General features: G+C 72.4%; 25 protein-coding genes and 1 pseudogene. 18 read left to right on the forward strand and 8 right to left on the reverse strand.

Features of this window, described 5'->3' with window-relative positions:
* The first annotated feature begins 40 nt into the window (after positions 1-40).
* From ABZ898_RS24705 to ABZ898_RS24735, 7 genes are all read left to right on the forward strand, one after another.
* The gene (locus tag ABZ898_RS24705; protein WP_361662858.1) at positions 41-676 is read left to right on the forward strand and encodes an MBL fold metallo-hydrolase; all 636 of its coding nucleotides are present in this window, start codon (positions 41-43) and stop codon (positions 674-676) included.
* Between the two features lie 37 nt (positions 677-713).
* Positions 714-1,493: an exodeoxyribonuclease III gene (locus ABZ898_RS24710; protein ID WP_361662861.1), complete on the forward strand. Its 780-nt coding sequence runs from the start codon at positions 714-716 to the stop codon at positions 1,491-1,493.
* A gap of 15 nt (positions 1,494-1,508) precedes the next feature.
* Entirely contained in the window at positions 1,509-1,928 is a 420-nt protein-coding gene (locus ABZ898_RS24715) for a DUF6278 family protein (protein ID WP_361662864.1), read from the forward strand.
* 147 nt (positions 1,929-2,075) lie between these two features.
* The gene (locus ABZ898_RS24720; protein ID WP_361662867.1) at positions 2,076-2,819 is read left to right on the forward strand and encodes an amino acid ABC transporter ATP-binding protein; all 744 of its coding nucleotides are present in this window, start codon (positions 2,076-2,078) and stop codon (positions 2,817-2,819) included.
* A gap of 17 nt (positions 2,820-2,836) precedes the next feature.
* Complete coding sequence (locus ABZ898_RS24725) at positions 2,837-3,757, forward strand: glutamate ABC transporter substrate-binding protein (RefSeq protein WP_361662870.1); 921 nt, start codon at positions 2,837-2,839, stop codon at positions 3,755-3,757.
* Between the two features lie 12 nt (positions 3,758-3,769).
* Positions 3,770-4,414: an amino acid ABC transporter permease gene (locus ABZ898_RS24730; protein WP_161148463.1), complete on the forward strand. Its 645-nt coding sequence runs from the start codon at positions 3,770-3,772 to the stop codon at positions 4,412-4,414.
* Positions 4,411-5,289, forward strand: a complete 879-nt coding sequence (locus tag ABZ898_RS24735) for an amino acid ABC transporter permease (RefSeq protein ID WP_361662874.1) — start codon at positions 4,411-4,413, stop codon at positions 5,287-5,289. The genes ABZ898_RS24730 and ABZ898_RS24735 overlap by 4 nt, the downstream gene beginning before the upstream one ends.
* 49 nt (positions 5,290-5,338) lie before the next feature.
* Here ABZ898_RS24735 and ABZ898_RS24740 read toward each other — a convergent pair whose 3' ends face one another.
* Together ABZ898_RS24740 and ABZ898_RS24745 are read right to left on the reverse strand one after the other, a co-directional pair.
* On the reverse strand, positions 5,339-6,895 hold the full coding sequence (locus ABZ898_RS24740; RefSeq protein ID WP_361662877.1) for an alpha/beta fold hydrolase: 1,557 nt from the start codon (positions 6,893-6,895) through the stop codon (positions 5,339-5,341).
* Positions 6,896-7,011: 116 nt separating this feature from the next.
* Positions 7,012-7,767 carry a hypothetical protein gene (locus ABZ898_RS24745; RefSeq protein WP_361662880.1) on the reverse strand — a complete coding sequence of 252 codons (756 nt, stop codon included), beginning with the start codon at positions 7,765-7,767 and terminating at the stop codon, positions 7,012-7,014.
* A 203-nt stretch (positions 7,768-7,970) separates the two neighbouring features.
* Here ABZ898_RS24745 and ABZ898_RS24750 point away from each other — a divergent pair, with 203 nt between their 5' ends.
* A complete protein-coding gene (locus ABZ898_RS24750; protein WP_361662882.1) occupies positions 7,971-9,014 on the forward strand; it encodes a transposase in 1,044 nt (347 codons plus the stop codon).
* Positions 9,015-9,030: 16 nt separating this feature from the next.
* Here ABZ898_RS24750 and ABZ898_RS24755 read toward each other — a convergent pair whose 3' ends face one another.
* Positions 9,031-11,046, reverse strand: coding sequence for a helix-turn-helix domain-containing protein (locus ABZ898_RS24755; RefSeq protein WP_361662884.1), 2,016 nt, complete (start codon positions 11,044-11,046; stop codon positions 9,031-9,033).
* Positions 11,047-11,318: 272 nt separating this feature from the next.
* On the opposite strand from ABZ898_RS24755, the gene ABZ898_RS24760 reads away from it, so the two are divergent.
* Entirely contained in the window at positions 11,319-12,128 is an 810-nt protein-coding gene (locus ABZ898_RS24760) for a methyltransferase domain-containing protein (RefSeq protein ID WP_361662887.1), read from the forward strand.
* Here ABZ898_RS24760 and ABZ898_RS24765 read toward each other — a convergent pair.
* From ABZ898_RS24765 to ABZ898_RS24785, 5 genes are read right to left on the reverse strand one after another with little or no spacing between them, the layout of a single operon-like run.
* Positions 12,112-13,248, reverse strand: a complete 1,137-nt coding sequence (locus ABZ898_RS24765; RefSeq protein WP_361662890.1) for a transaldolase family protein — start codon at positions 13,246-13,248, stop codon at positions 12,112-12,114. The two genes, ABZ898_RS24760 and ABZ898_RS24765, sit on opposite strands and share 17 nt — an antisense overlap.
* 14 nt (positions 13,249-13,262) lie before the next feature.
* Positions 13,263-14,252: a carbohydrate kinase family protein gene (locus tag ABZ898_RS24770; protein ID WP_361662893.1), complete on the reverse strand. Its 990-nt coding sequence runs from the start codon at positions 14,250-14,252 to the stop codon at positions 13,263-13,265.
* Between the two features lie 48 nt (positions 14,253-14,300).
* On the reverse strand, positions 14,301-15,509 hold the full coding sequence (gene metK, locus ABZ898_RS24775; protein WP_361662895.1) for a methionine adenosyltransferase: 1,209 nt from the start codon (positions 15,507-15,509) through the stop codon (positions 14,301-14,303).
* Between the two features lie 45 nt (positions 15,510-15,554).
* Positions 15,555-16,898 (reverse strand): MFS transporter, encoded by a 1,344-nt coding sequence (locus ABZ898_RS24780; RefSeq protein ID WP_361662897.1) that lies wholly within the window; start codon positions 16,896-16,898, stop codon positions 15,555-15,557.
* Entirely contained in the window at positions 16,895-17,749 is an 855-nt protein-coding gene (locus ABZ898_RS24785) for an AfsR/SARP family transcriptional regulator (RefSeq protein ID WP_361662900.1), read from the reverse strand. The genes ABZ898_RS24780 and ABZ898_RS24785 overlap by 4 nt, the downstream gene beginning before the upstream one ends.
* A 217-nt stretch (positions 17,750-17,966) precedes the next feature.
* Here ABZ898_RS24785 and ABZ898_RS24790 point away from each other — a divergent pair, with 217 nt between their 5' ends.
* The 9 genes and pseudogenes from ABZ898_RS24790 to ABZ898_RS24830 form a co-directional block, all read left to right on the forward strand.
* Positions 17,967-18,641, forward strand: a complete 675-nt coding sequence (locus tag ABZ898_RS24790) for an HAD family hydrolase (protein WP_361662903.1) — start codon at positions 17,967-17,969, stop codon at positions 18,639-18,641.
* Positions 18,642-18,725: 84 nt separating this feature from the next.
* Positions 18,726-19,964: a transaldolase family protein gene (locus ABZ898_RS24795; RefSeq protein WP_361662906.1), complete on the forward strand. Its 1,239-nt coding sequence runs from the start codon at positions 18,726-18,728 to the stop codon at positions 19,962-19,964.
* A 50-nt stretch (positions 19,965-20,014) separates the two neighbouring features.
* Positions 20,015-20,767: a hypothetical protein gene (locus ABZ898_RS24800; RefSeq protein ID WP_361662909.1), complete on the forward strand. Its 753-nt coding sequence runs from the start codon at positions 20,015-20,017 to the stop codon at positions 20,765-20,767.
* Positions 20,764-21,516: an SDR family oxidoreductase gene (locus ABZ898_RS24805; RefSeq protein ID WP_361662911.1), complete on the forward strand. Its 753-nt coding sequence runs from the start codon at positions 20,764-20,766 to the stop codon at positions 21,514-21,516. The genes ABZ898_RS24800 and ABZ898_RS24805 overlap by 4 nt, the downstream gene beginning before the upstream one ends.
* 32 nt (positions 21,517-21,548) lie before the next feature.
* Entirely contained in the window at positions 21,549-22,682 is a 1,134-nt protein-coding gene (locus ABZ898_RS24810) for a hypothetical protein (RefSeq protein WP_361662914.1), read from the forward strand.
* Positions 22,683-22,729: 47 nt separating this feature from the next.
* A complete protein-coding gene (locus ABZ898_RS24815) occupies positions 22,730-23,494 on the forward strand; it encodes a class I SAM-dependent methyltransferase (RefSeq protein ID WP_355196323.1) in 765 nt (254 codons plus the stop codon).
* 20 nt (positions 23,495-23,514) lie between these two features.
* Complete coding sequence (locus tag ABZ898_RS24820) at positions 23,515-24,852, forward strand: MFS transporter (RefSeq protein ID WP_361662917.1); 1,338 nt, start codon at positions 23,515-23,517, stop codon at positions 24,850-24,852.
* A complete protein-coding gene (cysC, locus tag ABZ898_RS24825; RefSeq protein WP_361662920.1) occupies positions 24,845-25,456 on the forward strand; it encodes an adenylyl-sulfate kinase in 612 nt (203 codons plus the stop codon). The genes ABZ898_RS24820 and cysC overlap by 8 nt, the downstream gene beginning before the upstream one ends.
* A pseudogene (locus ABZ898_RS24830) lies at positions 25,453-25,598 on the forward strand (sulfate adenylyltransferase small subunit); the annotation flags it as partial. The gene cysC and the pseudogene ABZ898_RS24830, both read left to right, overlap by 4 nt.

Here is a 25,598-nt window from a genome sequence, read left to right on the forward strand (position 1 = left end):
CGATGGAGGAGGAGCAGCCGAACCGGGAGGACGGGGAGCCATGAAGTTCACCAAGAAGTCCCACTCCTGTGTCCGCCTGGAGAAGGACGGCCGGACGCTCGTCATCGACCCCGGCGGGTTCAGCGAGACGGACGCGGCGCTCGGCGCCGACGCCGTCCTCGTCACCCACGAACACCCCGACCACTTCGACGAGGGGCGGCTGCGCACCGCGCTGGAGGCCGACCCGGCCGCCGAGATCTGGACCCTGAGATCGGTCGCGGACCAGCTCAAGGCGGCCTTCCCCGGCCGCGTGCACACCGTCGGCCACGGGGACACCTTCACCGCCGCCGGCTTCGAGGTCCAGGTCCACGGCGAGCTGCACGCCGTGATCCACCCGGACATCCCGCGCATCACCAACGTCGGCTACCTGATCGACGGCGGCAAGGTCTTCCACCCCGGTGACGCCCTCACCGTCCCCGACCGGCCGGTGGAGACCCTGATGCTGCCGGTGATGGCACCGTGGAACAAGATCTCCGAGGTGATCGAGTACGTCCGCGAGGTGCGGCCGCGCCGGGCCTACGACATCCACGACGCCCTCCTCACCGACCTGGCCCGCCCGATCTACGACCGCCAGATCGGTGCCCTCGCCGGCGCCGAGCACCTGCGCCTGGCGCCCGGGGCGGCCGCCGAGCTGTGAGACCGGGCTGTCGTACCCGGCGGGTAGGTTTGAGGGCATGCGCATCGCCACCTGGAACGTGAACTCGATCACCGCCCGCCTCCCGCGGCTGCTCGCCTGGCTGGAGAGCAGCGGCACCGACGTGCTCTGCCTCCAGGAGGCCAAGGTCGCCGAGGAGCAGTTCCCCGTCGAGGCCCTGCGCGAGCTGGGCTACGAGTCGGCGGTCCACGCCACCGGCCGGTGGAACGGCGTGGCGGTGCTCTCCCGCGTGGGGCTGCGGGACGTGGTCAAGGGCCTGCCCGGCGACCCCGGCTACGACGGCGCCCAGGAGCCCCGCGCCGTCTCGGCCACCTGCGGCCCGGTCCGCGTCTGGTCGGTGTACGTCCCCAACGGCCGCGAGGTCGACCACCCGCACTACGCGTACAAGCTCCAGTGGCTCCAGGCGCTGCAGGCCGCCGTCGCCGGTGACGCGGCGGGCGGCCGCCCCTTCGCCGTCCTCGGCGACTACAACATCGCCCCGGCCGACGACGACGTCTACGACCGCGCCGCCTTCGAGGGCGCCACCCACGTCACCCCCGCCGAGCGCGCCGCGCTGGAGTCCCTGCGCGGGACCGGCCTGAGCGACGTGGTGCCCCGCCCGCTGAAGTACGACCACCCCTACACGTACTGGGACTACCGCCAGCTCTGCTTCCCCAAGAACCGCGGCATGCGCATCGACCTGGTGTACGGCAACACCCCGTTCGCCTCGGCGGTCAAGGACGCCTACGTCGACCGCGAGGAGCGCAAGGGCAAGGGCGCCTCCGATCACGCGCCGGTGGTGGTCGACCTCGACGTGTGATGCCAGGCTTGGCCCATGAACATCCCGTTCCTGGGCCACCGGCGCGGCAAGAGCGGTGACGCGGCGCTCCCGGCCGACCCCGAGGCCATCGCCGCGCTGCTCTCCGAGTGCGAGCTGCTGCGCTCCCAGGCGGCCCGGGCGGGCGTCCGCCTGGACGACTCCCCGGCCTCCCTGGAGGCCCTCGACCAGCTCGTCCCACGCTGGCGCGACGACCCCGAGATCCTGCCCTGGCTCGGCAACGACGCCGGCCTCTACCTCGGCACCGTCGTCGTCCGCACGGTCCCCGGCGCCGCCTGGCGCATCAGACCGGGCGGAGAACCCGTCCTGCGCCTCGCCTCCGGCCGCGAGGTGGAGGTCACCGAACCGGGCCGCCAGTGGGCCGCGAGCGGCCTTCCCGAACTGTCCCAGTCCTACGCGGAGATCGCCGAGACCTGACCCCGGCACCCGGGCGGCACCCCCGCCCGTCGGACAACTGAGGCTTAAATACGGCTAATGCCCCGGGGTGCGTGTCGTCCGCGCGGTCCGGCACGGTCTGGATAGTTTCGGCCACTACGACTCGGCTGAGAGTGAGTAGGGCTGCGGATGGCCGTCGATCCGTTGATCGAACTGCGTGACGTCAACAAACACTTCGGGGAGCTGCATGTCCTGCAGGACATCGACCTGACCGTCGGCAAGGGGGAGGTGGTCGTGGTCATCGGCCCCTCCGGGTCGGGGAAGTCGACGCTGTGCCGGGCCATCAACCGGCTGGAGACCATCGAGTCCGGCAGCATCACGCTCGACGGGCAGCCGCTCCCCGAGGAGGGCCGGGCGCTGGCCCGGCTCCGGGCCGAAGTGGGCATGGTCTTCCAGTCGTTCAACCTCTTCGCCCACAAGACGGTCCTGGAGAACGTCTCGCTCGCGCAGACCAAGGTGCGCGGCCGCAAGAAGGCCGACGCCGACCGCCGCTCCCGTGAACTCCTGGACCGGGTCGGCCTGTCGGCGCACGCCGACAAGTACCCCGCGCAGCTCTCCGGCGGCCAGCAGCAGCGCGTGGCCATCGCCCGCGCCCTCGCCATGGACCCCAAGGCCCTGCTCTTCGACGAGCCCACCTCCGCGCTCGACCCCGAGATGATCAACGAGGTGCTGGAGGTCATGCAGCAGCTCGCCCGGGAGGGCATGACCATGATCGTCGTCACCCATGAGATGGGCTTCGCCCGCTCCGCCGCCAACCGCGTCGTCTTCATGGCCGACGGCCGCATCGTGGAGGACCGCACCCCCGAGGAGTTCTTCACCGACCCGCGCAGCGAACGCGCCAAGGACTTCCTCTCCAAGATCCTCAAGCACTGACCGGGGGAGTGCGACCCATGTTCCGCCACACCCGCGCGTCCCGCGCCCTCGCCCTGCTCCTCGCCCCGCTCGCCGTCCTCGCCGCCGCCTGCGGCAAGGACGGCAGCCCGCCCACCAAGGGCCCCGCCCCCGACCAGCTCCCGCACTACTCGGTGGACCGTGACTTCAGCCTGCCCGGCTCCCCGACCTGGGTCCGCGCCAAGAAGCGCGGCCACTTCGTCGTCGGCGCCAAGGAGGACCAGCCCTACCTCGGCGAGAAGGACCCCGCGACGGGCCGGTACTCCGGCTTCGACATCGAGATCGCCAAGATGCTCTCCGCCTCCCTCGGCTTCCCCGGCGACAGCGTGCGCTTCCGCACCATCGCCTCCGCCAACCGCGAGACGGCCCTGCAGAACGGCCAGATCGACTACTACGTCGGCACCTACACCATCAACCCCAACCGCAAGAAGCTCGTCGGCTTCGCCGGCCCCTACTACATGGCCGGCCAGTCCCTGCTCGTCCGCAAGGACACCGACGACATCAACGGCCCCCAGGACCTCGCCGGCAAACGCGTCTGCTCCGCGGCCGGCTCCACGCCCTACCAGCGCATCAAGGAGGACTACCCGAAGGCCATCCTCGTCGCCTACGACACCTACTCGGTCTGCGTCGACAACCTCCTGACCTACCAGGTCGACGCCGTCACCACCGACGACGCCATCCTCATCGGCTACGCCGCCAAGGCCCCCGACGAACTCAAGGTCGTCGGCAAGCCGTTCTCCGAGGAGCCGTACGGCATCGGCGTCCCGCGGAGCGACAACGCCCTGCGCTTCGCCCTCGACGACGCCCTCGCCGCCCGCGAGAAGGACGGCGACTGGAAGAAGGCGTACGACGCCACGCTCGGCCTGTCCGGCGTGCCCGCACCGAAGCCCCCGCCGATCGACCGCTACCCGGCGAGCTGACGGAAGGACGCCATGAACGTACTGACAGACAACTTCGCCGTCTACGCCGAGGGATTCCTCGGCACGGTCGAACTGACCGTCTACGCCTCCCTGCTGGCCCTCGCGCTCGGCTTCCTGATGGCGTCCTTCCGGGTCGCGCCGGTCGCCTCGCTGCGCGTCTTCGGCACGGTGTGGGTGACCGTGCTGCGCAACACCCCGCTCACCCTGCTGTTCTTCGCGGTGCTGCTCGGCCTGCCCCGGTTCGGGCTCGTCCTGCCCTTCCAGGCGTTCGCCGTCCTGGCGCTGGGCTGCTACACCTCCGCGTTCATCTGCGAGGCGCTCCGCTCCGGCATCAACACCGTCCCCCGGGGCCAGGGCGAGGCCGCCCGCAGTCTCGGCATGACCTTCTCCCAGACGCTCAGCGTGGTCGTACTGCCGCAGGCGTTCCGCTCGGTGATCCCGCCCGTCGGCTCCACCCTGATCGCGCTGGCCAAGAACTCCGCCATCGCGGGCGCCTTCAGCGTCACCGAACTGCTGGGCACCTACAAGACGTTGAGCGAGCTGGGCTACAACATCATCTGGACCTTCGTCTGGATCGCCGTCGGCTACCTGATCATCACACTCGCCATCAGCGCCCTGTTCAACCTGCTGGAACGCAAGTGGGGAGTGGCCCGATGACGGCCCAGACCGCGCTCTACGACGTCCCCGGCCCCAGCACCAGAAGGCGCCACGGCCTCTACGCGGTGCTGTCCACCGCCGTCCTGCTGGGCCTGCTCGCCTGGGTCCTCTACCTCCTCTTCTCCACCGGCCAGTTCACCGCCGCCAAATGGACGCCGTTCGAGTACAAGGGCATCCAGGAACTGCTGCTGCGCGGGCTCGGCAACACGCTCAAGGCCTTCGGCATGGCCGCCGTGCTCTCCCTCGCGCTCGGCGGGGTGCTCGCCGCCGGACGGCTCTCCGACCACGCCCCGGTGCGCTGGGTGTCCACGCTCGTCGTGGAGTTCTTCCGCGCGATGCCCGTCCTGGTGATGATCTTCTTCATCTTCGTGGCGCTCAAGGTGCAGCCGCTGCCCGCCCTCGTCGCCGGACTGACCCTCTACAACGGCTCGGTCCTCGCCGAGGTCTTCCGCTCCGGCGTGAACTCCGTCGAACGCGGCCAGGGAGAGGCCGCGTTCGCGCTCGGCATGCGGAAGACGCAGGTCATGTCCTACGTCCTCGTACCGCAGGCGGTGCGCGCCATGTTGCCCGCGATCATCAGCCAGTTGGTCGTCGCGCTGAAGGACACCTCGCTGGGCTTCCTCATCACCTACGAGGAGTTCCTCCATGCCGGGAAGCTCATCGCCTCGAACCTCGACTACGATTTGCCGTTCATCCCCGTGGTGATGGTGATCTCGCCGATCTACATCGGGATGTGCATGCTGCTCTCGTGGTTCGCCGTGTGGGTGTCCCGCCGGGAGCAGCGCAGTCCCAAGACCGAGGCCGTGGCTGTCGCCGCGCCCGGCCCTGGGGCGCCGCTGCCGGGTGGGGAGCCACCCACGGCTCCGAAGCCGTGACGAAGGCGGCGGTTCACACGGGCCATGCTCGTCCGGCGGCGGCCGGAGATCACTGCTCGCGCAGGGGGACCGACACGTACGACGGGTCGTCCCCGGGCGAGGAGAAGGTCAGCCGCGCGCCGGACGGGTTGTGCTCGACGTAGAGCGGATCGACCGTGTCGGCCACCAGGGCCAGCCGGTGCCCGGCCGGGACGTCGTAGGCCGTGGAGAACAGGTCCAGATCCACCCCGAACGGCTCGCCGGGGGTGCGCCCGTGCCAGGTCAGGGGCGCGTGGGTGACCAGCTTGCCGATGCCGAGCGGGCCCACGTCGTACAGGTAGGCGACGAACGTGCCGCTCTCCGCGGTCGGGGTGAGTGTGGTGTGCAGCCTGGCGGTGCCGCGGACCCGCTGCGGGGCCGCGTACCGCTCCGACTGCCAGACGGCCGCCCAGCGGCGCGGGAGCAGCGGGACGGAGGCCATCGGGGGCAGCTTGGTGACCTGGTCCAGGAGGCCGGAGAGCAGGACGATCCCGCCGTCCGCGCCGGAGTCGACGTTGGCGTGGATCGTGGTGCTGCCCGTCAGCGCGATCTTGCGGTCGGTGGCGGCGACCGACTTCCAGTCCGGGTAGCCCTCGTATCCGCCCCCGCCGCGTGAGCGGAGCTGGACCGGCTGCTCGCGGTCGACGCCGTTGTCCACGCCCCGCAGATAGTGGTCGAACCAGCGGCCGGTGTCCTCCCACACGTCGTTGGGCAGCCCGAACAGGCCGGTCAGCTCGGGGGTGGCGTGGTCGCCGGGGCGCAGCTGCAGCCGCTTGGGTCCGGCCAGCTTCTCGTAGAAACCGGCGTACTGGTTGGCCGGGAAGACCGAGTCGCTCCAGGCGTTGGCGAGCATGACGGCCGGCTTGCCGGCGTTGAGCCGGTCCAGATAGGTGAGGGCGGAACGCCGCTCGCCCCAGTCGATCAGACCCTGCTCGTCGGAGAGGTCGGAGGCGTAGAAGCTGTCGAAGATCTTCCGCAGTTCCGGGCTCTCGCGTCCGGTGAGGCTGCCCGCGCCGTCCAGCAGGGCGCCCGCCTGGACGTGCTGGGTGCGGCCGGAGTAGATCGAGCCGATCAGGTCGGCCCAGCCGCTGAGCGCCGCCACGGCCCTGATCCGCCGATCGTGGGCGGCGGCGAGCAGGCTGATCCCGGCGCCGTAGGAGACCCCCGCCATGCCGATGCGCTCCGGGTCGGCGGGCGTGTTGGCCAGCGCCCAGTCGATCACCTTGGAGGCGTCCGCCATGTCGGGCGGCCCGGCCACCTCGATCCGGCCGCCGGACTGCCAGAAGCCGCGCACGTTGTAGGAGAGCACCACATAGCCGGAGTCGGCGAGCCTGCGGGCCTGGGCGAGGTACTCGACCTGCGGGAAGCCCCAGCTCGTCGGCAGCACCAGGAGCGGATGGCTGCCGGAGCCCGCAGGGGTGACGACGTTCGCCTTCAGTACGGTGCCCCCGTCGCCGGGAATGTCGACGAACCGCACGGCGGGGGCCGCCTGGGCCGCGGGAGCCAGCGCGACGACCGTCCCGGCGACCAACGCCGCCGAGAGGGCGCCGACGGCGCAGGTGCGCAGGGGTTTACGGGTGGGGGCCATGGTCACTCCTGACGCGTGCCAGTGCGAAAGTGACCCGACAGTAGTGGGTTGTTCTTACCTCAAGTAACCCGTGGGTAAGTTACGTACGGGTAACAATCGGTGGAGGCCGTTGCGCTCTAGGAGGCGGGTGTCGCCGCGGCCGGCGTCTCCTCGGTCTCCGGGAACGGCGCCTGCGCCGCCCGCGTCACATCGGCGACCAGTTCCACCAGGTCGGGGCCGTACGCCTGGGAGTTGACCACCTTCAGCAGCAGCACGAACGACCCGGACCCGTGCTTGCGGGCCAACCGCTCGTGATTACGGGCCAGATAACGGGTCGCGGCCTGATTGGTGATGGCCCGCTGCCCGCAGAACAGGAACACCGGCCGCGTCTGCCGGCCCGCCGAGACCTTCGCCAGCAGCACGTACTCGGTCGTGCCGGGCTCCATCCGGTACGTCTCCCCGCCCACCCGGAACGCGCCCCGGTTCGGCCCCTTCTCCTTCTCCGTGTTCATCCGCACCCCCGGCAGCATCGCCGACATGTGCGCCAGCATCCGGCGGTTGGACGCCGGCCCGCCCACACAGAACTCGGTGCGCTCCCCGAAGCCCTGGTGCGGCACGTCCTGCGTCACCAGCTGAAGATGCGCCCCGCAGTCCTTGATCAGCGCCGACAGCTCCAGCAGCGCGAACACGTCGAAGCGGTGCACCGCCGGCTCGGTGGCCGCCGGGTCCCGGTTCACGACGAACAGCGACTCCGAGTTGTCCGGCAGCCCGAAGAACACCTGCTTCCGCCGCAGCTTGCGCCGCCACAGATAGGTACGGGCCGCCCAGCCGATCACGGCACTGACTCCCGCGGCTATGACGCCCAGGACGATGTTGCGCACGTCGTCGTTCATGCGGCGGGATGCTAGCGGGTCCGGTGGCCAAGGGCGCGGCCCCCCTCGGGGTGGTGGTGGCCCGCCACCACCCTCCGCGCCCCGGCCGGCCCCGCCGCCGGGGCGGCCGCGGCGGCCATGGTGGTGCGCGCACTCCCCGCCGCCGAACTCGGGTGACGGGCTTCCCTCGTGCGGCCGGGGCGCGGCGGGAAGAGTCGGGAGGCATGACGGACATGACCGAGCTGTACGCGTCCCTGTTCGCGGGGTTCAGCGGTGCGACCCACCGGGTCCGGGCCCGCCAGTACATGGACGGCCTGCTGGGGGTCGACGGACGCAAGACCGTGGCGAACATCGCCGCGGCCGTGGGCGGCCCCGAGGACGAGCAGCGGCTGCGCAGGTTCGTGTCCCGCGGGGCCTGGCGCTGGGGCCCGATACGCCGGGCGCTGGCCCAGGCCGTCACCTCGCGGGCCGGAGAGGGGGCCGGGGCCTGGGTGGTGGGACCCGTGTCCATCCCCAAGACCGGTGACCGCAGCGCGGGGGTGACCCGGCACTACTCCCCGGAGCGGGAACGGCTGCTGGTCGGACAACTGGCCTTCGGCTCCTGGTTCGCCACCGCGGGATCGGTCGTCCCGGTCAGCTGGCGGCTGGTGCCGGGCGGTGGCGAGGCCGAACGGGCGGCCGCGGTCTCCGAACTGGTCACCGAGGTCGCCGACTGGACCGAGGGCGGGCGGCCCGTGGTCGTCGACCCGGGGGCGCTGCCGGTGGCCGATCCCGCCCGGCAGCCCTGGGCCCGGTGTCCCCTGACGGTCCGCGTCGACCCCGAGGTGCGGGTGGCCGTGAAGCGGCGGCCGGTCCGGGGCCGCGCGCAGGTCGCTCCGGCGGGCCAGGTGTTCGCCTCGGCGGGCATCCGTTCCGCGTCGGACGGGGCGGTGGCCACGGTGCCCGCCGCCCTGGCCTCGGGAGGACCGGGGCCGTCCACGGCGGTCGGGGTGTGGCCGGGCGGGCACGTCGGCGGCCGGCCGGAGGAGGTCTGGCTCAGCGGCCTGCCCGCCGAGCGGCCCGCCGTGCTCGGCGCCCTGGTCCGGCTCCCCGGACGCGTGGGCGGCGGCTGGCGCACACGCGGCGCGGCGGTGGGACTGGCGGACTACGAGGGACGGTCGCTGGCGGGCTGGCACCGCCACATGACGCTGGCCTCGTGCGCGTACGCGGTCCAGGAACTGGCGGGGGACCGGGCCGGGGTGCGGCGGCCCGCCGTGTGCGCCGCCTGAGGAGCCCCGGGCGGCTTCAGCGCTCGCCGGCCGCCTGCTGGGCGGCCGTCCGGACCACCGGGCCGAACACGTCCGGTGCGGGGATCTCGGGGCCCGACCGCAGGGCCCGGCGGGTGCGGTGCAGCCGCAGGGCCAGTTGGAGATCGAGCGCCCGGTCGGGGTCCGACCAGCCGGGACCGAGGACCTCGGCGACGCGGTCGAGGCGCCGGTACACCGTGTTGGCGTGCACGTGCAGGGCCTCCGCCGCGACGCTCGGGCTGCCGCCCGCGGCGAAGTACTCCTCGAGCGTCCGGGTCAGCTCCGTCAGGCGCAGCCGGTCGTACTCCAGCAGCGGGCCGATCGTCGCGGCGACGAACGAGGCCGCGTCCGGCGCGTCGCAGAGCAGCAGCCCGAGAAAGCCCAGGTCCCCGGCGGCCGCCGCGCTGCCCGCCCGGTCCAGGGCGAGCAGCGCGTCCAGACACCGTGTCGCCTCCCGGTGCGCGTCGCGCACCTCGCCCAGACCGGTGATGCGGCCGCTCGCTCCCACCGTGACCGGATGGCCGAGCGCGCCCGTCATGTCGTCCCTGACGCGTCGGGCGCACCAACCGTCGTCCCGCTCACCGAGTTGCCCGCTGAGCGGCAGCAGCAGGGAGACGCACCCGTCCCTGATGCTCCGCAGGCCGCCCGTCCGGCGGGCGTACGCCGCGGCCCAACTGGCCGCCCGGCCCAGGCTGCCACCCTCCGGCCGGCTGACCAGCACCATCATGGGCCGAGAGGTGACGAGCCCTAATCGGGCCGCGCGATGGGCGAGTTGCTCCACCGGGCGCCCGGTCGCCGCCAGCAGGTCCTCGAACAGCTCGTCGCGGAAGGGGCTGGCGATGGCCTCCTCCCCGCGCTGCATCCGCAGCAGCACCGCCAGCGGCTGTGCCACCAACTGCCCCTTCCAGCGGGCGGTGTCGTCCAGCGGCCACCTCGCGTGCATCAGCAGTACGGCCAGTTCCTCGTCCCCGGCGGTCAGCGGGATGACCCAGAGTTCCGGGTACGCGGAACCGTCCGGCGCCGCGGACCGCACCGGCACGGGGCCGTCCTGCCCGCCGCGGTAGGACTCGCCCAGCGCACGCCGTACCTGCTCCTCGGCCACCTCCGGGGGGTCCCCGGCGGCGCCGATCCGCCGCTTGTCCACGTCGCGCACCTCCAGCGCGCAGTCGAGGGCCGACGCGGCCGCGGTGAGCACCTCATGGAGCCCGGCGCCGCGCAGCGCCAGGTCGGTCAGCCGGGTGTGCAGCCGCCCGAAGCGGCGGAACTCGCCCAGTTCGGCGAGGTAGGAGGCGCGCTGTTCCAGCGTGCGGGCCTTCTCGATCGCCACCGCCGCGAGGTCGCTGAGCGAGGTCATGAGCGAGACGTCGCTGATGCTGAAGTGACGCACGTTGCGGTCGGCGGCGTACAGCGTGCCGAAGGTCTCGCTGCCGTGGGTGAGCGGTGAGGCGATGATGCCGCGCAGCCCCTCCGAACGCACGATGTCGTCCAGCACGGGGGAGTGCCGCATCCGCTCGTCCGCCAGGTAGTCCGGCGACCAGATCGGCACACCGCCCACGTCGGCCTCCCAGCCGAGCCCGGCGTCGCCCGGCACCCGGTACCCGAGGGTGAGCGCGGAGGCGTGGCCGTCGGAGGTGCGCACATAGCCCTCGCCGCTGTCCCGGTCGCGGAAGCTGATGTAGGACATGTCGACGCCGAAGAGCATGCGGGTGCGCCGGACGATCATCTTGAGCAGGGTGTCCAGCTTGTGCGGGGCGGTGAGATCACGCGCGGTGTCGATCAGTGCCGCCAGCTCGGCCTCCCGCTGCTGACGCCGGGCGAACAACGAGTGGACGTGCAGGGCGAGTTCGCGTGCGCGGTCCAGTTCCGCGGCCGTCGAGGCGTCCGTGTCGGACGCCGCCCGCCGCACGAGATCGCTCATCCGGTCCGGCGAAGCCTCCGCGGCGAGGAGTTCGAGCAGGTCCAGTGCCACGCCCGAGGCGCTCACCGCCGCCGGGCGTCGTCCGCCGTCGACCATCCGTCTGCCTCTCCCCCGGTTTCCGGCACCGTGTCGCGCGACCCGGCTCGGTCCCCCTGCGCCTGCCCCTCGGATCAGGGAATGCCACGGGATGTGGCGCAGGTCACATCGCGGGGGAGGTGGTCCGGCCACCGGTCAGCGGCCCGGAAGTGTTGCCGGACTCCCTTCCGGACGCGTCGCCCCGGCGGTGAGGGTGGAACGGTGGGGACACCACGAGGTGTCCGCGCCACACGCCTGCACCAGGGCCCGCTCCAGGAAGGACGAGGATGCCGATGGGCAGCACCGCTCACGACGACACCGCCACATCACCCGCCACGGTCCTGACCGACGCCCGCCGCGCCGGCGCGGCGGGGGACACGGGGGAGATGCGCAGCTACGAGAAGTCGCTGGAACGCAGCCGGCTCTCCCTGCACCGCCCGGACCGGCCACGCGAGTTCACCATGCTCGGCCGCCGCTGGGACCTGCTCGACCACGTCTTCGCGCCGCCCTACTCGCCGTCCACCCGCACCGCGCTCGAACTGCTCGGCCTGGACTCCGCCGCGCCCTCGGGCACGCCCGTGCCGCTCGCCCCCGACGCGCCCGCCTTCCTGGAGGTCGGATCGGGCGCCGGGGTCATCGCCGTCCAGGCGGCGCTGGCGGGACACCGGGTGTCCGCCGTCGACGTCAACGAGCACGCCGTGCGCAACACCGCGCTCAACGCGGTCCGGCACGGCGTCGAGGACCGGCTGGAAGCGGTGCACGGAGACCTCCTCGCCCCCTTCGCCGGACGCCGCTTCGACCGGATCTTCTGGAGCTCGAACTACGTCCTGGCGCCCGAGGAGTACGTCTTCCACAGCGACCACGAGCGCGCCTACGTCGACCCGGGCTACCGCGCCCACCGCCGCTACCTCACGGAGGCCGTGCGCCACCTGACCCCGGTCGGCCGGGCGCTGCTGCACTTCTGCGACCGAGGCCAGCTCGACGTGCTGACCCGCATCGCCGCCGAACAGGGCCGCGCCCTGCGGACCCTGGCCGGGCGGACGGTCCAGGAGGGCGAGTGCGCCGTACGGCACGTCCTCATCGAGATCAGCGCCGAGGAGTGATTGAGGGGCGCGTCCGGCGCCGGGGCATCCGGTCCCGTACGGCCTCCAGGTAGGCGGCCCGTTCACGGTCGTGGGCCCGCTGCGCGCGCCGGGTCAGGGTCTCCGCCAGGCAGCCGAGGTGGATGCCCTGACGGCGCAGCGCGTTGAGGTCGCGCCGGGCGTCCGGCGCGCGGGACGCGAGGCTGTCGCCGAGGGGCACCGGCCCGAGCGCGGTCCGGACGACGGTCTCCGGAGAGACGACATGAGCGGTCCGCCAGCCCACGATGCCCCGCACCTGCGCCGGTGTCGACGTCTGCCAGGCGAGGCGGTGCGGCAGCGCACCGGCGGAGCGCAGGGCGCGCCAGCGCTCGCCGCCCAGCCGTCCGTCGAGACGGGCGTGGACCGCACGGGCGAGCGCGAGGCCCGCGCGTCCCGGTACCGGACGTCCCCCCGGCGCGCGAGCCAGCGCGTCGTCCACGGCCGCGTCGACCTCGCCCACCGCCACACACGGCACGCAGACCGAGCGGGCCGGGTCGCGGCCCGCGCGCACCGCGTCCTCCAGCCCGCTCAGGTGCGCGTCCAGCACCTCGGCGAACCGCTCCTCGGAACAGACCCGGGTCGCGGAGGTCCCCACGCCCTCCCGGGCGCAGACCCGCAGGACGTCGAGCCCGCTTCCGGTCGCCGCCACGTCGACGAGGAGGTTGCGCCGGCCCACGTCCGCGGCGAGTCCCAGGGCCTCCGAGGCGGAGCCGTCCGCGCCGTCGGTGCGCACCCAGCCGTCCAGACCGCCCGCCCTGGCGTGCACGGGGGCGAGCACCCGGCACGCCCAGCGGGCGTCGGTGCGCAGCAGTTCCCGCGCGACGCGCTCCGGCGCCCAGCCGCCCTCCGCCAGGGCGTCCACCTGCGGCTGGTACGAACTCCCGGCCCGGCGCAGTTCGTCCGTCATCGCACTGAGCGACAGCACCGCGCCGCTGACCAGGCCCCCGTGTACCCAGGCCCGCAGGGTGCCGTCGAGGAGGTGACGCCGGCTCACCCCGTCGAGCCAGAGCGCGACGCCCTCCGCGGACAGGGCCCGCAGCGCCCCGCCGTCGTGCGGGGCGCGGGGAAGGGCCCGGCCGGGATCGGACGGCTTCGGCGACATCGTTCCTCCCGTTCTCATCCGGCGCGGACCCGGGTCAGACGGGGTGCGAGCGACAGCGCCACGGAGTCGCCGTAGGCGGCGGCGATCCTGCCGAGGAGGCCGACGGCGTCGATCTCGTACTCCTGCGGTCCCTTGGCCTCCAGCACGAGGGTCGCGAGGCCGCAGCCCAGCGCGGCGGCGGCTTCCGGGCTCACGCCCCAGCCGACGGCGGCGAGGTAACCCGCCCGGAAGGCGTCACCGACGCCGGTGGGGTCGACGGCGTGACGGGCCGGCACGGCGGGGTGACGGACCGGAGGCTCCCCGGCCCGCTCGACGCGGACGCCCGCGCCGCCGAGGGTGGTGAGCCAGGTGCCGGTCCGGGTCAGCACCTCGTCGTGCGACCAGCCGGTGCGTTCCACGAGCAGGGCGGCCTCGTACTCGTTGGTGAACAAGTACGCGGCGCCGTCGACGAGTTCGCGTACCTCGCCGTCGGTGAGCCGGGCCAGTTGCTGTGAGGGGTCCGCGGCGAACGGGACGCCGCCCGCGCGGCACGCGCGGGTGTGGCGCAGCATGGCCTCGGGTGCGTCGGGGCCGATGTGCACGAGCCCGAAGGGGCCGTGCCGGCGCGCGAGTTCGAGAAGGTCGATGTCGGCGGCCTCCGCCATCGCCCCGGCGTAGAAGACGGCGATCTGGTTCTGGTCGGTGTCCGTGGTGCACATGAAGCGGGCCGTGTGCCGGGTGGCGGAGACGTGCACGGCGGCGGTGTCGACGCCGTGCTCCTTGAGCCGGACCTCGTGGTCCGCGAAGTCCGCGCCGACCGCCCCCACCAGCAGCGGGGTCCCGCCCAGCCGCCCCAGGCCCAGGGCGATGTTGGCCCCCACACCCCCGCGCCGCACCTCCAGATCGTCCACCAGGAAGGACAGTGATATGTGGTCGACCTCCTGGGCGAGGATCTGGTCCCGGAACCGGCCGGGGAACACGGCGAGGTGATCGGTGGCGATGGAACCGGTTACGGCGATGCGCACGGTGTGACTCCCGGGTCTGGGGCGGTGGACGGTTCGGCGCGGCGGGTCTCAGACGCCCGCCGCGGCTCGCAGGGCGTCGACGCGGTCGGTGCGCTCCCAGGTGAAGTCGGGCAGTTCACGGCCGAAGTGCCCGTAGGCCGCGGTCTGGGCGTAGATGGGCCGCAACAGGTCCAGGTCCCTGATGACGGCGGCCGGGCGCAGGTCGAAGACCTCCCTGATCGCCTTCTCGATGGCGCTCTGCGCGACGGTGGCGGTACCGAAGGTCTCCACGAACAGGCCGACGGGCTCCGCCTTGCCGATGGCGTAGGCGACCTGGACCTCGCACCGCCGGGCGAGCCGCGCCGCGACGACGTTCTTGGCGACCCAGCGCATGGCGTAGGCGGCGGAGCGGTCGACCTTGGAGGGGTCCTTGCCGGAGAAGGCGCCCCCGCCGTGGCGGGCGTATCCGCCGTAGGTGTCGATGATGATCTTCCGGCCGGTCAGTCCGGCGTCGCCCATCGGCCCGCCGACCTCGAACCGGCCCGTCGGGTTGACCAGCAGCCGGTACCCGTCCGTCGCCAGGGCGAGCCCGGACTCGGCGAGCTCCTTGAGGACGTGGTCCACCACATGGGTGCGGACATCGGGGGTCAGCAGCGTGTCGAGGTCCACGTCGGCGGCGTGCTGGGAGGAGACGACCACGGTGTCCAGCCGGACCGGGCGGCTTCCCTCGTACTCGATGGTGACCTGCGTCTTGCCGTCGGGGCGCAGGTAGGGGAGGGTGCCGTTCTTGCGGACCTCGGTGAGGCGGCGGGCGAGCCGGTGGGCGAGGTGGATGGGCAGCGGCATCAGCTCGGGCGTCTCGTCGGAGGCGTAGCCGAACATCAGGCCCTGGTCGCCGGCGCCCTGCCGGTCCAGATCGTGGTCGCCGCCCTCGATGCGGGACTCGTAGGCGGTGTCGACGCCCTGGGCGATGTCGGGGGACTGGGCGCCGATCGCGACCGACACCCCGCAGGACGCTCCGTCGAAGCCCTTGGTCGAGGAGTCGTAGCCGATCTCCAGCACCTTGTCCCGGACCAGTTGGGCGATCGGCGCGTAGGCGCTCGTGCTGACCTCGCCGGCCACGTGGACCAGGCCGGTGGTGAGCATCGTCTCCACGGCGACACGTGCCGTGGGGTCCTGGGCCAACAGGGCGTCGAGGATGGTGTCGCTGATCTGGTCGGCGATCTTGTCGGGGTGTCCCTCCGTGACCGACTCGGAGGTGAAGAGGCGACGGGACACGGTTTCCTGCCTTTCGCTCGTACGGGAATCGGAAGGGGGGCGGGATCAGGTGGGCGTCCCTCCAGGGGCGCCGGTCCGGGCCAGGTCGAGGCCCTTGGTCTCGGGAGCGGCACGCAGCGAGACCGCCGCACCGGACAGCGAGACCGCCGCGCCGCACAGCATCACCGCGCCCACGCCCCACGACGTCAGGGCGGACGGCACCAGGAAGGTGCCGACGGCAGCGCCGACGCGGCTGCACGCCGCGGCGAAACCGATGCCGGTGGCGCGGATCTCCGTCGGGAAGACCTCGCTCGGGTAGACCGCCTGGAGCGTGCTGCCGGCCGCGTGGCTCAGCGCGAAGGCGGCGAAGCAGACGGCGGTCAGCAGCGCCGGACCGCGCGGGACCAGGCCCAGCACCGCCAGAGCGCCGGTGGCCACGAAGAACGGGACCACGAGCAGCGGACGGCGGCCGACGCGGTCCAGCAGCAGTACACCGCAGAGACAGCCCAGCAGGAGGAAGACGTTGAGGACCACCTCCGTCGCGCCGCCGGTCGTCCCCAGCGAGGACAGCACCTGCGGCGCGAACGTGGAGATGGCGAAGAACGGGGTGACCTGGCACAGCCAGAAGGTGCTGGTGAAGAGGGCACGGCCGCGGTAGGCGGCGGAAAGCAGGCCGGGCCGGTTGAGGGAGGGCCGCGTGTCGTCCCCCAGTTCCGCGAGGGTGCAGCCGAGCCACCGGCGGCAGACGGCGTCCGCCTCACGGTGGCGCCCCCGGGCGGCGAGCCAGCGGGGCGACTCGGGGGTGCCGAGCCGGGCCAGCAGCACCACCACGGACGGGATCGCGCTGGTGGCGAGGACCCACCGCCAGACGTGCGGCCCCTCCAGGCCGGCCGCCATGGCCAGACCGGTCAGGGTGGCCAGCACATAGCCCACGTACCAGTAGGCGATGAGTGAGCCGAGCAGGCGCCCCCGGCGGTCGGGCGGCGCGAACTCCGCGACCAGAGCCCCGGCGATGGCGTAGTCGGCGCCGACCGCCATGCCCATCACCAGCCGGACCAGGAAGAGTTCGGTGCCCGAGCCGACGGTCAGCTGCAGGAGCGAGCCGAACACGAAGACCAGGAGGTCGACGAGGTACATGCGCTGACGGCCGACGCGGTCGGTGAGCCGGCCGAAGGCGAGGCCGCCGAGGAAGATGCCGAGCAGGGAGGACGCGCCGACCAGGCCGGTGGCGGTCGTGCCGAGTGCCAGGTCGTCACGGGCCAGCGGCAGCGCGGTGCCCACGACGCCGAGCACCCAGCCGTCGCAGACCTCGCCGCCGCCCGCGCACACGGCGATGCGGGTCTGGAAGCGGCGCACGGTCCGTGCGTCGGGGCGTACGGCGGCGGGCGCCGCGGACGTCGACGTGGTCACCGTCCCGCCACCAGGTCCAGCGAGAGCCGCAGGCCGCGCGGCGCGACGACGTCCAGCGCGCGGTCCTCCGCGAGCACCGCGGTCTGCAGGCTGCGCAACTTGTGGGACGGCTCGATGCCGAGTTCGCCGACCAGCCGGCGGTTGAGCCCCTGGTACACGTCGAGGGCCTGGGCGGTGCGGCCGGACCGGTAGAGGGCCAGCATGTACTGGGCGTGCAGGTTCTCGTGGGTGGGGAACCGGGAGACCAGGTCCCCCAGTTCGGAGATGAGCTGGTGGTGCATGCCCAGGCGCAGCTCCGCGTCCAGGCACTGCTCCAGGGCCGTCATCCGGATGCCCTCCAGGCGCGTGACGTGGGCCTGGAGATGTATGCCCATCTCCACGTCGGCCAGGGTCGCGCCGCGCCACAGCCGCAGGGCGCCGCGCAGCGCGTACGAGATCTCCCGCGCGTCGTCACCGGCCCGCGCGCCGCGCGCCTGGGCGAGCTGCTCGTCCAGGGTGTGCACGTCGAGGGCCCCGGCGGACAGGTTGAGGACATAGCCCTGGTGGTGGGTCTCCAGGACCCGCTTGGCGGCGTCGGTGGTCCCGATGCCCGGCAGCGCGGCCAGCGCCTGGCGGATGCGGAACACCCTTGTGTGCAGGCTCTGTACGGCGCTGCGCGGGGCGTCCTCCCCCCACAGCTCCTGCACGCAGGTGTTCAGCGTCACCAGGGAGCCCTCGTTCAGCACCAGCAGGGCGATGAGCTGCCGGGTCTTGGGGGCCGACGGCAATCGGTCCGTGCCCTGCCCGGAGGCTCCCGGGGGAGTCGCTGTGTCGAGGTCGGCGGTGAGCGGGCCGAGAACTCCGAACTTCATGCACGTTCCTCTCGTATGAAGGACGGGGGAGCCGCGGGAGGTCCCGCCTTCTTCACCGTAGGAACGTCACGCGCCGGCCGCGTACTGTGCACGGCCGGTCGGCCGGGACTCCGTCAATGCTGGCCGCTTCATGGCGGTCCGGGGTGATATCGGCCGCTCTGCGGGGCGGGTAGCGGAGCGTCAGCCGATCGTAAGGACCGGCTGCTGTGCTGAAGTCATGGAACAGCGACTGGTCATTTTCGACTGCGACGGCGTGCTGGTCGACAGCGAGACGCTCAGCGCCGAAGTCCTGCGCACCATGACCGCACCCGAACTGACACTCACCTCCGCCGAGGCGCTCACCCTGCTGCGCGGACGCAAGGTGGCCCTCTGGGTCCAGGAGCTCGGCGAACGCCTCGGACGCCCCCTGGGCGAGGAGTTCATCGCCGCGTTCCGCCGACGCACCCTGGACGCGTTCACGGACGGACTGCTGCCGGTACCCGGCGTGCACGAGCTGCTGGCCGGCCTGTCCCTGCCCTACTGCACCGCCTCCAGCGCCCCCCGGGAGAAGATCACCCACACCCTGTCCGTCACGGGCCTGCTGCCCTACTTCGAGGGCCGCGTCTTCAGCGCCTACGAGGTGGGCTCCTGGAAACCGGAGCCGGACCTCTTCCTGCACGCCGCGCACCACCTCGGCACCCCGGCACACCACTGCGCCGTGGTGGAGGACTCCCTGGTCGGCGTGCAGGCGGCGGTCTCCGCCCGGATGACCGTCTTCGGCTACGCCCCGCCCGGCAGCGGCACCGCCGCCGAGCTGGCCGGGGCCGGGGCGACCGTCTTCACCTCCATGGCGCGGCTGCCCGCCCTGCTCGGACACCGGCTCGCCCCGACACCGCCGGCCCCCGCCGCCTGAGGCCCGCCCGCCGGGCGGTGCGGACCCGCTCACCGTGCCCGTCAGCTTCCCCGCGGGGAAGCGGATCGGAAGGTACTGCTCACGATGTCGATCGTCCTAGAAGAGATACAGCGTCTCAGCCCGGCCGCCGAGATCTGGTGGGACTCCTCGCCGCTGGACTTCGGCGGCTGGCGGGACCGGTTCCTCGCCGGCGCCCCGGACCGGGCGTCCCGCGAACGCTGGGAAGGCCAGCTGCACACCTTCCTGTGTCCCGACGACCCCGACGTCTCGCTCGTGCGCGGCGTCACCACCAACCCCTCGCTCGTCGCGCGGAGCGTGCTGGCCACCCCCCGGCCGTGGGAGGAGTGGATCGACCGGACGGTGCGCGACCAGCCGCTGCCCGACCTCGACCACACCTTCCACCTGGTCTACGAGGAGGCGCTGCGCCGCGCGGCCCGCGCCATGCGCCCCATGTGGGAGGCGACCGGCGGCCGTTACGGATGGGTCTCCGGGCAGCTCGACCCGCGCCTGATGTTCCACGCCGGGGCCATGACCGAACAGGGCCTGAGGATCGCGCGGATCGCGCCCAACCTGATGGTGAAGGTGCCCGGCTCGGCCGCCGGCTACCAGACCATCCGGACCCTGGTCGGCCACGGCATCTCCGTCAACAACACGCTCTCCTACACCGTCCCGCAGTTCCTCGCCTGCGTCGACGCCGTGAACGGCGGACTGCGGGACGCGGCGCGCCGCGGCGTGGACACCACCCGCTGGCGCGCGGTCTTCACGCACATGATCGGCCGGTTCGGCGCCAACACCGACCTGCTCCACGAGGCGGCGGCCCGCGACGTCGAACTGACGGCCACGGACCTGCGCTGGGGCGAGATCGCCGTCCTCAAACGCATCCACCGGCTCATCGCCGAGCACGGCCACCCGGTCAAGCCGCTGCTCTCCAGCCTGGAGGCCGACGACCCGGCCCAGGGCTTCGGCGGCCTCAGCATGCACCTGGAGCACAGCGCCGGCGGCTCCGTCGCCTACACCTGCAAGCCGCAGTTCGTCGCGGACGTCGTACGGCGCGAGGCGGAGCTGCCCCGCCTGGACGCCGAGGCGATCCACGCCGACGTGCCCGAGCAGGTCATGGACAAGCTGATGTGGCTGCCCTCCTTCCAGCGCGGCTACCTCACCGACGGCATGTCCAGCGACCAGTTCGCGCACTACGGCGCGTTCACCGCCACCTACGCCGAGGTCCTCGGCAACACCCGGCGCCTGCTGGACTTCGTCGCCCGCCGCTTCCAGGCCCTCTCCAGCCGGGCCCGCCCGCTCAGCCTGTCCGGCCACCCCCGGTGACCGCGCGCCCGGCGCCGTCCCGTCCACGTCTGTCCAGGAGGCAGGAGCCCGTGCACCCGTCGATCGCACTGTGGAGCCACCCGCGCTCCCTGTCCACGGCCGTCGAACGCTCCTTCATCGAACGCGGCGACTTCACCGTCTTCCACGAGGAGTTCGCCTACGTCTTCTTCATGCACGAGGAGCGGGCCGCCATCCCGCACAAGAACCCGCAGGACGGCCACCCGCTCACCTATCCGGACGTGCGGCGGATGATGGAGGACGCGCGCGCCGAACGCCCCGTGTTCCACAAGGACTTCCCCTACCACTGCCTCGACCACCTGCTCGCCGACCCCGCGTACCTGCGCGGCCAGACGCACACCTTCCTGGTGCGCGACCCGGAGGAGGCCGTGCTCTCGCACGCCACCGTCCACCCCGGGGTCACCCGTGAGGTCCTCGGCTACGAGCCGCTGGCCCGGCTCTTCGACGCGGTGCGCGAACTGACCGGCGAGACCCCGGTCGTCATCAACGCCGCGGACCTCGCCGCCGACCCCGAGGGCACCCTCGCCGCCTACTGCGCGGCCATCGGCGTGCCCTTCCGGCCCGAGGCCCTGCGCTGGTCCAGCGGAGAACGCGGCGAGTGGGCCACCTGGAGCGGCTGGCACACCGACGTCGCGGCCAGCACCGGCATCGGCGCCCCCGCCCGCAAGTACCGCGTGAGCTACGAGGAAGCGCCCCACCTGCGCGAGTTCGTCCAGTACTGCAAGCCGTTCTACGACCACATCGACCAGTACCGGCTCCAGCCGGAGAAGGAGACCGTGGCATGACGACCGACGCCCTCACCCCCGAGACCCGCACGATCATCGTCACCGGCGGCGCGAGCGGTGTCGGCAAGGCCCTCGTGGCCCGCCTGCTCGACGCCGGGCACACCGTGGTGACCTGCGACATAGACGAGGCCGGCCTGAAGGACCTGGCCGCCGAACACGCCGGCCGCCCGCTGGAGACGCACGTACGGGACGTGGCCTCGCACGAGGACTGCGACGCCTTCATGGACGACGTCATCGCCGCCCACCCCGAGGTGGACGGCCTGGTCAACAACGCCGGTCTCTACCTCGGGCAGCCCGTGTGGGAGTACGACGACGCCACCATCGAGCGGGTCATCGCGGTCAACGTCAAGGGACCCGTCTGGCTCTCCCGCCGCTTCGCCGGCCATCTGCTGCCCGAGAAGCGGCGCGGCTCCATCGTCAACCTGGCCTCCGTCGCGGGCGAGGTCGGCAGCTCCGACGCCCTGTACGGCACCGTCAAGGCCGGGGTCATCGGCCTGACCAAGTCCAACGCCATGAACTTCGCCCCGTACATCCGGGTCAACGTGGTCTCGCCCGGCCTCATCGTCGACACGGCCATCGCGGACCGCATACCCGACTACCGCTACGCCGAGTACAAGCGCCAGGAGCAGCTCGACGGCGACATCCGCCCCGAGTACGTCGCCGACGTCTGCGTCTACCTGCTCTCCGACGCCTCGCGCACCCTCACCGGCGCGCTCCTGCGCTCCGACAACGGCTGCTACCCCCGCTGACCGGCCCCCCAAGGGCCAAGGAAGGAGACACCGTGACGACCAAGCCCCTCATCATGCTCGTCGGCGTGGGCGACCTGTCGGCGAGGGTCCTCAACATGCTGCTGGCCGACCCCGCCACCGACCGCGTGGTGCTCGCCGGCCGCGACCCCGAGGCGCTGCGCCGGCGGGCCAACCTGGCCCGCTTCACCGCCACCAACATCAGCCGGCCGCCCACGCCCCCGCAGGCCGTCGCCCTGGACCTGTGGGACGTGGACGCGACGAGCGCCACCCTCGCCGAGGTACGCCCCGACATCATCGTCATGGGCGCCTCCCTCCAGTCCTGGCGGGTGATCACCCAGCTGCCGGGGCCGGTCTTCGAGGAGCTGGACGAGGCCCAGTTCGGCCCCTGGCTGCCGATGCACCTCACCCTCAACCACCTCCTGATGCGCGCGGTGCACGCCTCGGGCACCGGCGCCAAGGTCGTCAACGCGGCCTTCCCCGACGCCGTGGGCCCCGTGCTCCAGCGGGTGGGACTCGCCCCGACGGTGGGTGCCGGCAACGTCGCCAACATCGTGCCGGCCCTCACGCACGGCGCCGCCATGCTGCTCGACGCCGACCCCGGCGACGTGGAGGTGCGGCTCACCAGCCAGCACTACTTCAGCCACTACGTGCCCCGCTTCGGCGACGCCGGCCGGGGCGCCTACGACCTGGACGTCCGGCTGACCGGCGGCGCGGCCCAGCCCATCGACCACGGCGAGCTGTTCCGCCTGCTGGACGGCCCGCTCAAGCGGATCGGCGGCATCGAGGGCCAGCTCCTCACCGCCTCCTCCGTGGTGCGCGTCGTGCACGGCCTGGCCACCGACAGCGGCGTACGCGCCCACGCCCCGGCCCCCGGCGGACTTCCCGGCGGCTACCCGGTGCGGGTGTACCGGCACGGCGCCGTCCTCGACCTGCCCGCCCACCTCGACGAGGCCACCGCCGTCGCCCTCAACGAGGACTGCCAGCGCGCCGACGGCATCGACCGGATCGACGACGACGGGACCGTGCACTTCGCCGAGCGCGAGATGGCCGTCATGCGACGCCTGCTCGGCTACGACTGCCCCAGCATGAAGCTCGACGAGTCCGCCGAATGGGCGCGTGAACTCGGCGCGAAATACGCCGCGTTCGCCGCCCGGCACGGCGTCTGACGCCCCCGCCCCGAGCCCGGACCCGACCCCGCCCCTGGAGACATCCCATGACCACAGCACGGACGATCCACCCGGTTCAGGAGGGCGCCGCACAGTACGGCGCGTCCCTCGTCGACCGCTGGGACGACCTCATCGACTGGAACCGGCGCCGCGACGGCGAACAGGGCTTCTTCGTCGAGATCCTGGGCGGCGCCGAGGCCCACCGCGTCCTCGACACGGCCGCGGGCACCGGCTACCACTCGGTGATGCTCGCCGCCCACGGCTTCGACGTGACCGCCGTCGACGGCAGCGCGGCGATGGTCGAGCGGACCCGGCGCAACGCCGCCGCCCACGGCCACGACTTCCCCGTGCTGTGCTCCGACTGGCGCGAGCTGTCCGGACGCCTGGAGGGCACCTACGACGCGGTGGTCTGCCTGGGCAGCTCCTTCCCGCACCTGTTCGACGAGGAGGACCGCAGGGCCGTGCTCGCCCAGTTCTACGCGGCCCTGAAGCCCGGCGGGATCTTCATCGTCGACCACCGCAACTTCGACTCCGTGCGCCGGCAGCGCTACACGAGCAGCGGCAACTACTACTACTGCGGCAGCGGCGTCAGCGTCTCGGTCGACCACGCCGACGACCGGCTGTGCCGCTTCCGCTACGACTTCCCCGACGGCGACGTGCACCACCTGGAGGTCTACCCGATCCTCTCGGCCGAACTGGACGGTCTGCTGCGCGACACCGGCTTCGAATCGGTCCAGGACTTCGGCGACTTCAAGCAGGACTTCGACCTCGACGAGGCCGACTTCCTGATCCACGTCGCCCGCAAGGCGTGACAAGGCGTAAGGAGAACGACGTGACGAGCACCGTCACCGAACCACGGCGGCGGCCGGAGCGGAACCGCACCGTCGCCGCGTTCGTCATCACCATCCTGCTCACCAGCTTCGTGGCCGCGACCTACGGCTTCGGGTTCTACCTGTTCGCGCAGATCGTCACCGACATGCGCGAGGACCTTGGCTTCGGCTACACCGTGGTCGGCACGGTCACCGCCGCCGGCCAGCTGGGCTTCCTCGCGTTCGCGCTGCTGGGCACCTGGGTGTCGACCCGGCTCGGCGGAGGCACCGTCACCATCGGCTCGGCCGTGCTGTGCGGACTCTGCCTCGTCCTCATCCCGATGACGGACAGCATCGTGCTCATCGGCGTCCTGCTGACCGTCCTCGGCGGCACGGCCGCCTCCGTGTACGTCCCGCTGGTGGAGATCGTCGGCCGGGTCGTCGACTACCGGCACCGCGGCAAGGTGCTCGGGCTGATCTCCAGCGGCACCAGCTACGGCGTCTTCGTCAACAGCCTCCTCGTGCCGTCCTTCGTCGGCTCCGGCAACTGGCGCGGCCTGTGGTACTGCGTGGGCCTGGGCACCCTGGCCGTCACGGCGGTCGCCGCCTACGCCTTCAAGCGGTACGGCCTGTTCTACAGCCCCGCCGAGAACCAGGCCGACAATCAGGCCGAGGACCAGGCAGCGGAACACGAGGACGCCGCAGCCGACACCACCAGCGCGCGGGCCGGCTGGCGCATGGTGCTGGTCCGCTGGGTGGTCATCGTCTGGATCATCAAGTTCCTCAACGGGTTCGCCTGCATGCCGTTCCAGAACTACCTCTCGCCCTACCTGCGCGAAGGACTCGGCTTCGACATCCACTTCGCCGCCCAGGTCTGGGGCACCATCGCCGTCATCGGCATGGGCGCCGGGTTCGCCGTCGGCTGGCTCTCCGACCGCATCGGCGTACGCCGCTCGATGCTGCTCTGCTACGGCATGTTCTTCACCTCGGCGCTGCTGCTCGTCCTGGCCCCCGTCGGGTACGTGCCCATGGTCTCCGGCGTCCTCTTCGCGCTGGCCTTCTACCCGATCTACGGACTGGTGCCGGCCTATGTGTCCAAGTCCGCCTCCGGGGCCGCCGCCACCGTGATCTTCGGGGTCACCAACGTCACCCAGGGCCTGGGCGGCATCGTCGGCAACTACACCGCCGGATTCCTGAAGAACGTCACCGGCGACTTCATGTGGTACTACGCCGTGATCGCGGCGGCCACCGTCGTGCTGGGCGCCCTCGTGCTGCAACTGCCCCACGAGGGCTCCGCCGCGAGCTTCGTCGGCCGCCGCGCCCCGAGGTCCGTATCCGACAAGGAAACCAGCCATGCCTGACACCCTGTCCGCGACCCCCGACATCCCGCCCGCCCCCGGCCATCGCACCAGCCACGGCTACTGCGCCTGCTGGCCCGGCGCGACCGTGTGGCTGACCGGCCTGCCCAGCGCGGGCAAGACCACCATCGCCCACGAGCTGGCCGGACGGCTGCGCGGCTCCGGACGCCGGGTGGAGGTGCTCGACGGGGACGAGATCCGCTCCTTCCTCTCCGCCGGCCTCGGCTTCTCCCGCGCCGACCGCGACACCAACGTCCAGCGCATCGGGCTGGTCGCCGAGACCCTGGCGCGCAACGGCATCGTCGCCCTGGTCCCCGTCATCGCCCCCTACGCCGACAGCCGGGACCGGGTCCGCGCACGCCATCAGCGTTCCGGCACCGCCTATCTGGAGGTCCATGTGGCGACCCCGGTCGAGGTGTGCGCCGAACGGGACGTGAAGGGTCTGTACGCCCGGCAGGCCGCGGGCGAGCTGACCGGCCTGACCGGGGTGGACGACCCCTACGAGACACCGGCCGGCCCCGACCTGCGCATCGAGTCGCACACCCAGACCGTGCCGGAGTCGGCGGCCTCCCTCCACACGCTGCTCCAGGAAAGGGGACTGGCATGACACAGGCCGCGACCCGCAGCACGGCCCAGGAGACCCCGTACGCCCTGTCGCATCTGGACGCGCTGGAGTCCGAGGCGGTGCACATCTTCCGTGAGGTGGCGGGGGAGTTCGAGAACCCGGTGATCCTGTTCTCCGGGGGCAA

The organism is Streptomyces sp. NPDC046860 (assembly GCF_040645115.1).
Classification (GTDB): domain Bacteria; phylum Actinomycetota; class Actinomycetes; order Streptomycetales; family Streptomycetaceae; genus Streptomyces.

What these genes read in the sequence shown, in the direction of transcription:
- ABZ898_RS24705 (WP_361662858.1), top strand. Translation starts at nt 41, where the DNA reads ATGAAGTTCACCAAGAAGTCCCACTCCTGTGTCCGCCTGGAGAAGGAC.
- ABZ898_RS24710 (WP_361662861.1), top strand. Translation starts at nt 714, where the DNA reads ATGCGCATCGCCACCTGGAACGTGAACTCGATCACCGCCCGCCTCCCG.
- ABZ898_RS24715 (WP_361662864.1), top strand. Translation starts at nt 1,509, where the DNA reads ATGAACATCCCGTTCCTGGGCCACCGGCGCGGCAAGAGCGGTGACGCG.
- ABZ898_RS24720 (WP_361662867.1), top strand. Translation starts at nt 2,076, where the DNA reads ATGGCCGTCGATCCGTTGATCGAACTGCGTGACGTCAACAAACACTTC.
- ABZ898_RS24725 (WP_361662870.1), top strand. Translation starts at nt 2,837, where the DNA reads ATGTTCCGCCACACCCGCGCGTCCCGCGCCCTCGCCCTGCTCCTCGCC.
- ABZ898_RS24730 (WP_161148463.1), top strand. Translation starts at nt 3,770, where the DNA reads ATGAACGTACTGACAGACAACTTCGCCGTCTACGCCGAGGGATTCCTC.
- ABZ898_RS24735 (WP_361662874.1), top strand. Translation starts at nt 4,411, where the DNA reads ATGACGGCCCAGACCGCGCTCTACGACGTCCCCGGCCCCAGCACCAGA.
- ABZ898_RS24740 (WP_361662877.1), bottom strand. Translation starts at nt 6,895, where the DNA reads ATGGCCCCCACCCGTAAACCCCTGCGCACCTGCGCCGTCGGCGCCCTC.
- ABZ898_RS24745 (WP_361662880.1), bottom strand. Translation starts at nt 7,767, where the DNA reads ATGAACGACGACGTGCGCAACATCGTCCTGGGCGTCATAGCCGCGGGA.
- ABZ898_RS24750 (WP_361662882.1), top strand. Translation starts at nt 7,971, where the DNA reads ATGACGGACATGACCGAGCTGTACGCGTCCCTGTTCGCGGGGTTCAGC.
- ABZ898_RS24755 (WP_361662884.1), bottom strand. Translation starts at nt 11,046, where the DNA reads ATGGTCGACGGCGGACGACGCCCGGCGGCGGTGAGCGCCTCGGGCGTG.
- ABZ898_RS24760 (WP_361662887.1), top strand. Translation starts at nt 11,319, where the DNA reads ATGGGCAGCACCGCTCACGACGACACCGCCACATCACCCGCCACGGTC.
- ABZ898_RS24765 (WP_361662890.1), bottom strand. Translation starts at nt 13,248, where the DNA reads ATGTCGCCGAAGCCGTCCGATCCCGGCCGGGCCCTTCCCCGCGCCCCG.
- ABZ898_RS24785 (WP_361662900.1), bottom strand. Translation starts at nt 17,749, where the DNA reads ATGAAGTTCGGAGTTCTCGGCCCGCTCACCGCCGACCTCGACACAGCG.
- ABZ898_RS24790 (WP_361662903.1), top strand. Translation starts at nt 17,967, where the DNA reads ATGGAACAGCGACTGGTCATTTTCGACTGCGACGGCGTGCTGGTCGAC.
- ABZ898_RS24795 (WP_361662906.1), top strand. Translation starts at nt 18,726, where the DNA reads ATGTCGATCGTCCTAGAAGAGATACAGCGTCTCAGCCCGGCCGCCGAG.
- ABZ898_RS24805 (WP_361662911.1), top strand. Translation starts at nt 20,764, where the DNA reads ATGACGACCGACGCCCTCACCCCCGAGACCCGCACGATCATCGTCACC.
- ABZ898_RS24815 (WP_355196323.1), top strand. Translation starts at nt 22,730, where the DNA reads ATGACCACAGCACGGACGATCCACCCGGTTCAGGAGGGCGCCGCACAG.
- cysC (WP_361662920.1), top strand. Translation starts at nt 24,845, where the DNA reads ATGCCTGACACCCTGTCCGCGACCCCCGACATCCCGCCCGCCCCCGGC.